Origin of the sequence: Methylophaga sp. SB9B (assembly GCF_004832235.1) — a bacterium.
Lineage (GTDB): Bacteria > Pseudomonadota > Gammaproteobacteria > Nitrosococcales > Methylophagaceae > Methylophaga > Methylophaga muralis.
The window spans coordinates 128,393-131,857 of the sequence record NZ_SSXS01000006.1 but is presented as its reverse complement, the minus strand read 5'-3'; the positions used below and the strand labels follow the sequence as shown (position 1 = coordinate 131,857).

The window sequence follows — 3,465 nt, the reverse complement described above, 5'->3', positions numbered from 1 at the left end:
TGTGCCATTTAAAGGCAGCCTGAGCCCGGTTATTCATCAGCTGATGGGCGGCGTTCGTGCTTCCATGGGCTATACCGGAAGCCGTACTATCGAAGAAATGCGTACTAAACCCGAGTTTGTCCGTGTGACGTCTGCTGGCATGAATGAAAGCCATGTTCATGACGTGACTATCACCAAAGAAGCACCAAATTACCGCGTTAATTAACTTTTTAAATACCGGCTTTGTTTATTAAAGCCGGTATTTTTATCTGACTGTAAGAGAGATTCATGAGCAGCCATATTCACGACCATCGCATTTTAATCCTTGATTTCGGTTCACAATACACCCAGTTGATTGCCCGTCGTGTGCGCGAAGCCGGAGTTTATTGTGAATTACGTAACCCGGATATGAGTGAAGCCGAAATTCGTGAATTTGCCCCAAAAGGCATCATTCTTTCTGGTGGTCCTGACTCGACCATAGGTGAAGCCGCACCTGCCGCACCACATTGTGTGTTTGAAATGAATGTACCGGTGCTGGGCATCTGCTATGGCATGCAAACCATGGCGACTCAATTAGGTGGTCAGGTCGAATCATCAACACACCGTGAATTTGGGTATGCAAAAATCCGCGCTCGTGGTCACTCTGCCTTTTTGAAAGATATTGAAGATCACACCACCCCAGAAGGCTTCGGCATGCTGGATGTGTGGATGAGTCACGGTGATCGGGTTAGTCAATTGCCTGATGGATTTAAAGTTATTGCCAGTACCGACAGTGCACCGATCGCCGGTATGGCTGATGAAGAGCGCCAGTTTTACGGCGTGCAATTCCACCCTGAAGTGACCCATACCACTCAGGGCCAGCGGATGATTTCGCGGTTCATTACCGAAATCTGCGGCTGTGAAACCTTATGGACCTCTGCCAATATCATCGAAGACAGCATCGAAACGATCCGCCAGCAAGTCGGCAAAGATGAAGTATTGCTGGGCTTGTCAGGTGGTGTCGATTCCTCTGTAGTAGCAGCTTTATTGCACCGTGCAATTGGCGATCAGCTGATTTGTGTGTTTGTGAACAACGGTCTGCTGCGTGAAAACGAAGGCGATCAAGTGATGGCGATGTTTGCCAAACATATGGGCATTCGTGTGATTCGCGTTGATGCTGAAGATCGTTTTCTGTCAGCATTGGCGGGTGAGAATGATCCAGAGACCAAACGTAAAATCATTGGTCGTGAATTTGTTGAAGTCTTTGACGAAGAAGCTTCCAAGCTGACTAATGTACAGTGGCTGGCTCAAGGAACCATTTATCCGGATGTAATTGAATCTGCTGCTTCCAAAACTGGCAAAGCCCATGTGATTAAAACTCATCACAATGTCGGTGGCTTACCAGAGCACATGAAGCTCAAGTTAATTGAGCCTTTACGTGAACTGTTTAAAGATGAAGTACGCAAACTTGGCGTAGAACTCGGATTGCCAAGTGACATGGTCTATCGTCATCCCTTCCCAGGCCCAGGCCTCGGTGTGCGGATCCTGGGTGAAGTCAAAAAAGAATATGCTGATTTATTGCGTAAAGCCGATAACATTTTTATCGAAGAATTACGTGCACATGATTTGTATGATAAAACCAGTCAGGCGTTTGCAGTGTTTTTGCCGGTCAAATCAGTTGGCGTAATGGGCGATGGCCGTCGTTATGACTATGTAGTTGCTTTACGTGCTGTTGAAACCATCGACTTTATGACCGCTCGCTGGGCGCATCTTCCGTATGAGTTTCTGGATCTGGTATCGCGACGCATCATTAATGAAGTCAGCGGCATCTCACGAGTCGTCTACGATATCTCTGGTAAACCACCCGCTACGATTGAATGGGAATAAAGCGTTATCATTTATTGATTAAAGGCCGAGTGCAAGGTGTTGGCTATCGTATGTCGACACAAATTGCGGCAAAGAAAATAGGTTTAACGGGCTGGGTGCGTAATTTAAGTGATGGGCAGGTTGAGATTGTCGCCGAAGGTGATCTTATTCAACTCCAGCAGTTTGTCGATTGGGCCTGGCAAGGCCCTCGTTTTGCAGAAGTGATCGATATCCAAATAAACGAACAACCCGTTACTGGCGAGTTTGAAACGTTTGAAATCCACTAAGTCAAATTAGCAATAAAGGGAATCACCATGGCACAACGTTTTAATAGCAAAGGCTTTTTATTACGTTTGTTATTTGCTGTTTTGTTGGTCTATATCAGCTATAACCCGAGTGGCTATAGTTATTTCCATTGGGCCAATGATGCGATTTTTGGTAATGGCAGCAACATTACCCCGCCCTTTGCCATGGCTACCGTAGTTATCTTGATTGGTTGGACGGTATATTTACGTGCCACGTTTCGTTCGTTGGGTGGCTTTGGCCTGATTCTCGCCTTTGCCTTTTTTGCCATTATTGTCTGGTGGCTGTTTGATTTAGGTATTCTGGAACTGCGTCATCACGCCGCATTTACCTATATAGCCTTATTCCTCGTCGCCGCCGTGTTAGCCGTGGGCATGTCGTGGTCACATATTCGCCGACGCCTGTCTGGACAAGCTGATGTCGACGATGTGGATGAATAATTTTATTCCAATAATCAAAAATTTTCACAACGTAATTTAAAGTAGATTTATCCACCGCTTAATTTCAGCTTGAATTAAGTCTCGCACGTTATCTTTCCACTTAAATCATATCAATACGTCATATTGAAAACTATTTAAGCTGAAGGATTAACGCATGTCATTTTTCTCGAACAAAACCAAATCGAGACTGTGGATTACCGCTCTGGTGATCACGACGGCGTTAAGTGGATGTCTATGGTTCAGTACGGTAAGTTCTGCTAAAACAGTTCAAGATAGCCAGTGGAATCTACAACAAGATTATCAATTCGGTAACGTTCTCACGATAGATGGAATTGAGGATAATTTATCCGGACTGACTTATCATCCGCAATCCGGACATTTATATGGCGTTCTTAATAATCCTGAACAGATTGTTGTTATCAGTAAAACAGGCGAATTGTTACGAACCATCGATTTGATTGGCTTCTCGGATACCGAGAGTATCGATTATGTTAAAGACAATATTTTTATTGTCGGTGAAGAACGATTGCAAACCATCAGCTTTATTACAATTGATGACCAAACGACACAGATCCATTATCAAGATGTTAAAACTATTGCGGTTTCCTCCCCAGAAAAAGAAAACAAAGGCTTAGAAGGTATCGCCATATCACAACAGCACGGCTTGTTTATGGTGCGAGAAAAACCATCGCGGATCCTACATTTCTCGCTGTCGAATGATAAGGATGAAAGCCAATTCGATGCCATGAGAAACCTACGACTGGATGTTGGTGATTTCTCGGGATTAACCCTGCTAAATGAGGGCTCAGAGCAGAAATTACTGGTACTCAGCGATGAATCATATAGCCTGCACGTAATTGATTTATTAGGGCAGGAGCGTTCACGTGTCAGACTGGGC

The 3,465-nt window shown here is 44.7% G+C and carries 5 protein-coding genes; all 5 read left to right on the top strand.

Going from position 1 to position 3,465, the window contains the following annotated elements; all coding sequences use genetic code 11:
- A partial coding sequence (locus E8Q33_RS08320) for an IMP dehydrogenase (RefSeq protein WP_211116128.1) occupies positions 1–205 on the top strand: 205 nt, incomplete at its 5' end.
- 62 nt (positions 206–267) lie between these two features.
- On the top strand, positions 268–1,845 hold the full coding sequence (guaA, locus tag E8Q33_RS08315) for a glutamine-hydrolyzing GMP synthase (protein ID WP_136554073.1): 1,578 nt from the start codon (positions 268–270) through the stop codon (positions 1,843–1,845).
- A complete protein-coding gene (locus tag E8Q33_RS08310) occupies positions 1,836–2,111 on the top strand; it encodes an acylphosphatase (RefSeq protein WP_168800174.1) in 276 nt (91 codons plus the stop codon). Before guaA ends, E8Q33_RS08310 begins: the two co-directional genes overlap by 10 nt.
- A gap of 27 nt (positions 2,112–2,138) precedes the next feature.
- On the top strand, positions 2,139–2,567 hold the full coding sequence (locus E8Q33_RS08305; RefSeq protein ID WP_136554071.1) for a DUF6524 family protein: 429 nt from the start codon (positions 2,139–2,141) through the stop codon (positions 2,565–2,567).
- Positions 2,568–2,721: 154 nt separating this feature from the next.
- Positions 2,722–3,465 (top strand): SdiA-regulated domain-containing protein (locus E8Q33_RS08300; RefSeq protein WP_136554162.1); only part of this gene is annotated, 744 nt, incomplete at its 3' end.